This is a genomic window from Streptomyces sp. NPDC127106 (assembly GCF_042677605.1).
GTDB lineage: Bacteria > Actinomycetota > Actinomycetes > Streptomycetales > Streptomycetaceae > Streptomyces.
Genome location: NZ_JBHXTC010000075.1, coordinates 1 through 6,104 on the forward strand (window position 1 = coordinate 1; position 6,104 = coordinate 6,104).

The 6,104-nt window shown below is 71.6% G+C and carries 6 protein-coding genes; 3 read left to right on the top strand and 3 right to left on the bottom strand.

The window, feature by feature from the left end; genetic code table 11:
- Nucleotides 1–340: 340 nt before the first annotated feature.
- Nucleotides 341–1,348, bottom strand: a complete 1,008-nt coding sequence (locus ACFVGY_RS34460; protein ID WP_385685438.1) for a stage II sporulation protein M — start codon at nt 1,346–1,348, stop codon at nt 341–343.
- A gap of 126 nt (nt 1,349–1,474) precedes the next feature.
- Here ACFVGY_RS34460 and ACFVGY_RS34465 point away from each other — a divergent pair, with 126 nt between their 5' ends.
- Both ACFVGY_RS34465 and ACFVGY_RS34470 read left to right on the top strand, forming a co-directional pair.
- Entirely contained in the window at nt 1,475–2,452 is a 978-nt protein-coding gene (locus tag ACFVGY_RS34465) for an RDD family protein (protein ID WP_385685441.1), read from the top strand.
- 31 nt (nt 2,453–2,483) lie between these two features.
- A complete protein-coding gene (locus ACFVGY_RS34470) occupies nt 2,484–2,792 on the top strand; it encodes a hypothetical protein (protein ID WP_385685444.1) in 309 nt (102 codons plus the stop codon).
- Nucleotides 2,793–2,817: 25 nt separating this feature from the next.
- On the opposite strand, the gene ACFVGY_RS34475 is transcribed toward ACFVGY_RS34470, so the two are convergent.
- On the bottom strand, nt 2,818–3,441 hold the full coding sequence (locus ACFVGY_RS34475) for a hypothetical protein (RefSeq protein WP_385685446.1): 624 nt from the start codon (nt 3,439–3,441) through the stop codon (nt 2,818–2,820).
- 140 nt (nt 3,442–3,581) lie between these two features.
- Nucleotides 3,582–5,018: an adenosylhomocysteinase gene (gene ahcY, locus ACFVGY_RS34480; protein ID WP_385685449.1), complete on the bottom strand. Its 1,437-nt coding sequence runs from the start codon at nt 5,016–5,018 to the stop codon at nt 3,582–3,584.
- A 391-nt stretch (nt 5,019–5,409) separates the two neighbouring features.
- Between ahcY and lepB the strand changes: the two genes are divergently transcribed.
- A complete protein-coding gene (lepB, locus tag ACFVGY_RS34485; RefSeq protein WP_385685507.1) occupies nt 5,410–6,051 on the top strand; it encodes a signal peptidase I in 642 nt (213 codons plus the stop codon).
- Nucleotides 6,052–6,104 lie beyond the last annotated feature (53 nt).

Below are 6,104 nucleotides of genomic sequence, written 5' to 3' on the forward strand. Positions count from 1 at the left end.
GGCTTTCGTTCTTCGTTTCCGACTCTATCAGACTCTTTCGTGTCCGATTCCCGGTCGAAGCGGGTTTTGCTTTCCAGGTCTTCGCTTTCGCGTTTCCCTTTCCGGCGAGACCGACTCTATCAGAAGTTTTCCACCGGATTTTCCGGCTTCGGATTCCTGAAGGAGGAGTCGAGTGTGCCCCACGAGAATTGGATTCCTTGGGGCGAAGTTGATGTTAAACCGTCGCTGCCGAACTGTCCAGTTCGAGGCAACCGTTCGAATCTACCTCCCCGGTCCAGCCGTGTCAACAGCCTTTCCGGGACGACGAGGAGACTAGCAGCCCAGCGGGCTCGTACGCACATCAGGCCGCCGTGGGGAGCGTGGCCGTGCGGTCGGCGGCCTCCACGTCGCCCACCTCGCCGGCCCGTGCGGCGCGCCCGCCCAGGACGTACACGTACACCAGGAACAGGATCTCCGCGGCGACGCCGATGCCGATGCGCGCCCAGGTGGGCAGGCCGGACGGGGTCACGAAGCCCTCGATCAGGCCCGTGACGAACAGGACGACCGCGAGGCCGATGGCCATGCCGAGGGCGGCCCTGCCCTGTTCGGCGAGGGCGGCGCGGCGTGTGCGGGGCCCCGGGTCGATGACCGTCCAGCCGAGCCGCAGGCCCGTTCCCGCGGCCACGAACACCGCGGTCAGCTCCAGCAGGCCGTGCGGCAGGATCAGGCCGAGGAACACGTCCAGCCGGCCGGCGGAGGCCATCAGGCCGATGCCGACGCCGAGGTTGGCCATGTTCAGGAACAGGATCCAGAGCACCGGGATCCCCAGGAACGCGCCCATCACCAGGCAGACCGCGGCCGCCTGCGCGTTGTTCGTCCACACCTTGGCGGCGAAGGAGGCCGCCGGGTGGCTGGAGTAGTACGTCTCGTAACCGCCCCCGGGCTGCGTGAGCGCCTTCAGCTCCTCCGGCGCGGCGATCGCCGCCTGCACCTCGGGATGCGTGGCGATCCACCAGCCGATCAGCACCCCGAGCAGGGTGGAGAGCAGCGCGGTGGGTATCCACCAGCGGCGACTGCGGTAGACGGCGGCCGGGAAGCCCTCGGTGAAGAACCGGGCCGCGTCGCGCCAGCTCGCACGCCGGGTGCCCGTCACGGTCGCCCGGGCCCGGGCCACGAGCTGGGTGAGCCGGCCCGTGAGCAGGGGGTCGGGGGTACTGGACTGGATGAGCGAGAGGTGCGTGGCGGTCCGCTGGTAGAGCGAGACGAGCTCATCGGCTTCGGCGCCGGTCAGCCGGCGGCCGCGGCCCAGCAGCTGTTCGAGGCGGTCCCATTCCGCCCGGTGGGCCGTGACGAAGACGTCGAGATCCATGCGGTTGCCGCTCCCCCTGCCCCTGGCCCCTGCTGCCGGGCGTCCATCGGCGCTACTTCTTCCGTGGTCAGCTTGGCAGACTGGATGACCGAGGGGCGGGTCCGGTCACGGGAAGGGTGTGCAGCGGTGAGCGATCTGGTGACGGGGGACGCGGTCGTCCTGGGGCTGAGGCCCGCGCGGCTGCCGAGCCGGGCGCTGGCCTACTTCCTCGACCTGTTCGTGTACGTCACCGGCTATCTGGCGGTCACGATCGGGCTGGCCTACGCGACCGCCTCCCTGGACGAGGCGGCGCAGGCGGCGGTCGTGGTGGCGAGTTTCCTGCTGGTCCTGGTCGGCGTACCGATCGCGGTGGAGACGCTCAGCCACGGGCGGTCGCTCGGCAAGCTGGCCTGCGGGCTGCGGGTGGTCCGGGACGACGGCGGGCCGGTGCGGTTCCGGCACGCGCTGGTGCGCGGGGCCATGGGGGTCGTGGAGCTGCTGCTCACCTTCGGGTCCGTGGCCTGCATCGCCTCGCTGGTGTCGGCGCGGGGGCGGCGGCTCGGTGACGTGTTCGGGGGGACGCTGGTCATACGGGAGCGGGTGCCCGGAGCGCGGGTGATGCCGGTTCCGGCACCGCCACCGTGGCTCGCCGGGCGGTTCACGGGGCTGGACCTGTCGGCGGTGCCGGACGGGCTGTGGCTGGCGGTGCGCCAGTACCTGACCCGGATGGACCAACTGGACCCGCAGGTGGGTGCCGCGATGGCGGCGAAGCTCGCGGACGACCTGGTGGCGCGTACGGGGGCGCCCGCGCCGGCCGGGGTGCCGGCGGCCGCGTTCCTGATGGCGGTGGTGCACGAGCGGCAGTCGCGGGACGCGGCCCGGGCGTTCGCCGCGGCGGGGCCGGTCATACCGGGCGCCCTCCCGGGCGGGGCCGCAGGGGCCAGCGGTGCCTACGCGCCGCCCGTGGCGCCGCCCGCGGGTCACGCGCCCGCGCCCGCCCCGGCCTTCGCTAGCGCACCCGCACCCATGCCCACGCCTGCGCCCGCGCCCGCACCGGCACCCGCGCCCGTGGTGCCGTCCGGTGGCGAGCCGGTGCGGAAGACGGGGTTCGCTCCGCCCGCGTAGGACTGTCGGCGGGGCCGCCTACGCTGCCGCCATGTCAGTCAACATCGATCTTGCATTCGACGTCACCGGTGTCGCCGACGAGCCGCAGGCCTGGGCGGTCGTCCGGGCCCTGACCCAGCTGATGTACGAGGAGTGCATCGAGAACCAGGTCACCCTCGGCGTGGCCGTGGACGACGACGGTGCGTACTTCGTCTCCGGGGAGTCGGACTTCCCGCTGTCCATCACGCGCTTCTACCTCTGGCAGCCGGCGTTCGAGAAGTCCTTCGCGGCCACGGTCACCGAGGTGGCGCCGGACGCGAAGCCCGTGGTCCGGTGGGGTTTCCCGGACGAGGAGTACTGACCGCAGCGGCGCGCGACGGGCCCGGTCAGGCCTCCGGCGGGAACACCGACGGCGGGCTCTCCAGGTGTTCCAGCTCGATGCCCGGAGCCGACAGGACCACGTCCCCGGCCAGGTGGACCGTGTGGACCTCGCCGGTGTCCAGGGCCGTGACCCGGTACTCGTCCACGACGAGCGGCCCGCTGTCCGTCCCGTGCTGCGTGCGCCCGACGAGGGCCCAGGCCTGGTCGACCGTGCGGGGGGCCAGCACCGGGTCGGTGAGGGCGACAAGCCGGACCCGGGTGGCGGGCGCGCCGAGCACGGGCCGCAGCAGGCGGGCGGTGGCGACGAGGAAGGCCGGCGAGGTGCCGGTGAAGGCGGCGGCGCGGACGTTGCCCTCGGTGGCCCCGGTGCCGGCGGGGTCGGAGCGGACCCAGGTGACGCCGTCGATGGCGGCGCCCCTGACCTGCCAGCTCGCCGCGTTGACCTCCAGGCGGATGGGGCGGCCGAGTTCGTCGACGGCCAGGTCGACCGAGCCGCGGTGGCCGCCGTCGGGGCCGGTCAGCTGGGAGACGTAGCGCCAGCCCGAGGGGCCGGGGGCGCAGTTGAAGTGCTCCTCGCCGAGCGGGGTGCCGTCGTGGGGGTCGTGGAGCGAGTAGCGGCCGCGGGGCATGGCTGGGGGTCCTTGCTGGCTGGCGTGCGTGCATGCGCGTACGCACCCGTGAGGGGGGCGTACGGGGCAGGCCCCCGGCACGGGTGCCGGGGGCCTGCCTCGGTGCTGCGGATCCGCGGGGACGGACCTGCGGCGGTGGATCAGTAGCGGTAGTGCTCCGGCTTGTACGGGCCCTCGACCTTGACGCCGATGTACGCGGCCTGCTCCGGGCGCAGCGTGGTGAGCTTGACGCCGAGGGAGTCGAGGTGGAGGCGGGCGACCTTCTCGTCCAGGTGCTTGGGCAGCGTGTAGACGCCGATCGGGTACTCCTCGGGCTTGGTGAAGAGCTCGATCTGGGCCAGGGTCTGGTCCGCGAAGGAGTTCGACATCACGAACGAGGGGTGGCCGGTCGCGTTGCCCAGGTTGAGCAGGCGGCCCTCGGACAGCACGATCAGGACCTTGCCGTCGGGGAAGGTCCAGGTGTGGACCTGCGGCTTGACCTCGTCCTTGACGATGCCCTCGACCTTGGCCAGGCCGGCCATGTCGATCTCGTTGTCGAAGTGGCCGATGTTGCCGACGATGGCCTGGTGCTTCATCTTGGCCATGTCGGAGGCCATGATGATGTCCTTGTTGCCGGTCGTGGTGATGAAGATGTCGGCGGTCTCGACGACCTCGTCCAGGGTGGTGACCTGGTAGCCGTCCATCGCGGCCTGCAGGGCGCAGATCGGGTCGATCTCGGTGATGATGACGCGGGCGCCCTGGCCGCGCAGGGACTCGGCGCAGCCCTTGCCGACGTCGCCGTAGCCGAAGACGACGGCGGTCTTGCCGCCGATGAGGACGTCGGTGGCGCGGTTGATGCCGTCGATCAGGGAGTGGCGGCAGCCGTACTTGTTGTCGAACTTCGACTTGGTGACGGCGTCGTTCACGTTGATCGCGGGGAAGAGCAGGGCGCCTTCCTGCATCATCTCGTACAGGCGGTGGACGCCGGTGGTGGTCTCCTCGGTGACACCGCGGATGTCGGACGCCAGCTGGGTCCACTTCTGCGGGCTCTCGGCGAGGGTCCGGTTGAGGAGGGTCAGGATGTGGCCGTACTCCTCGGAGTCCGCCGTCGACGGGTCCGGGGCCGCACCGGCCTTCTCGAACTCGACGCCCTTGTGGACGAGGAGGGTGGCGTCACCACCGTCGTCGAGGATCATGTTCGGGCCGCCGGTGGGGGTGTTCGGCCAGGTCAGCGCCTGCTCCGTGCACCACCAGTACTCCTCCAGCGTCTCGCCCTTCCAGGCGAAGACGGGGACGCCCTGCGGGTTCTCCGGGGTGCCGTTCGGGCCGACGGCGATGGCGGCGGCCGCGTGGTCCTGGGTGGAGAAGATGTTGCAGGAGGCCCAGCGGACCTCGGCGCCGAGGGCGACCAGGGTCTCGATCAGGACGGCCGTCTGCACGGTCATGTGCAGGGAGCCGGTGATGCGGGCCCCGGCCAGCGGCTGCGTCTCCGCGTACTCGCGGCGGATCGACATCAGACCCGGCATCTCGTGCTCGGCCAGGGTGATCTCCTTGCGGCCGAAGGCGGCAAGGGAAAGGTCTGCGACCTTGAAGTCCACGGGTGCTGCTCCTCATGGTTCGAGAGGTTGGGTACGGCTGAGCCGCGCATCGCCTGGGGCGGTGCACCGAGCACTCAGTCCGTCGGGGGCCCTCTCTCCCCTCGGCCGGTCGTGAGGACCGCCCGACCGCCATCAGCAGCGACGCCTGACACTGGTGTCGAATCTACACCGATCACCGGGCGGGCCCCAGTGGATCGGTGAAAGAGATCAAGAAAAAGAGACCGGTCGGTCCGGTCTCCGCATCCGCGGGCCGGCGGTGATGCGCGGAATCGGGCTCGGGTTCCGTACGCTTCCGGCCACCACACATATGCGGAAGGGCGGATTCATGGGGCGCGGGCCGGGGCGGGGACTGGGGTTCTGGGCGAGAGTGCTACTGACGCTGGGGACGGTGATGGTCGCGGTGCCGGCGGCTTGGGCGCTCGCCGTGAACCAGCAGCCGGTCAGGGGGTATTCGGTGCCCACGGAGAGCATGTATCCGGCCTACCGGCCCGGCGACATCGCCTACTTCGCGCTGGGTGACGCCGAAGATCTGGGCGTCCGGCGCGGCGACGTGGTGCTCTTCGACGCCCCCGGCTGGCGGTTGGGGGGCCCGGGGATCAAGCGCGTGGTGGCGCTCGGGGGTGACCGGATCTCGTACCGCGCGGGTGATGCGGCGCTCCTGCTCAACGGCGAGCCGCTGGAGGAGGCGTACCTGAAGGACCGACGGCTGCCGGCAGCCGTCTCCTTCGAGGTGACGGTGCCGCAGGGGCGGATGTTCGTGCTGGGGGACAACCGCGGGAACTCGCTGGACTCCGCGTTCCGCACCGGCGACCCGGGTCAGGGTTCCCTGCCGCTGTCGGCGGTGACCGGCAAGGCCGTGGAGCGGCCGACGGCGCTGATCGTGGCCGGCGGCGTCATGTTCGCCGGCGTCGCCGTCCTCCTCGTCGGCGGCGGTCTCGGGACCGGCGCGTGGGCGGTCCGGCGGCGGGCCCTGCGGCGCGCGGCAAAGGCGCAGCATCCGCAGCCGCGGTTCCCGATGGCTCCGACGCCCTGACCGGGCCCGTACACCGTGGGCCGTGGGCCGTGGGCCCTGGGCCGGTCCTGCGG

Excerpts from the sequence above, each read along its gene's own strand:
- ACFVGY_RS34470 (WP_385685444.1), top strand. The coding sequence starts at position 2,484 with ATGTCAGTCAACATCGATCTTGCATTCGACGTCACCGGTGTCGCCGAC.
- ACFVGY_RS34460 (WP_385685438.1), bottom strand. The coding sequence starts at position 1,348 with ATGGATCTCGACGTCTTCGTCACGGCCCACCGGGCGGAATGGGACCGC.
- lepB (WP_385685507.1), top strand. The coding sequence starts at position 5,410 with ATGGTCGCGGTGCCGGCGGCTTGGGCGCTCGCCGTGAACCAGCAGCCG.
- ACFVGY_RS34475 (WP_385685446.1), bottom strand. The coding sequence starts at position 3,441 with ATGCCCCGCGGCCGCTACTCGCTCCACGACCCCCACGACGGCACCCCG.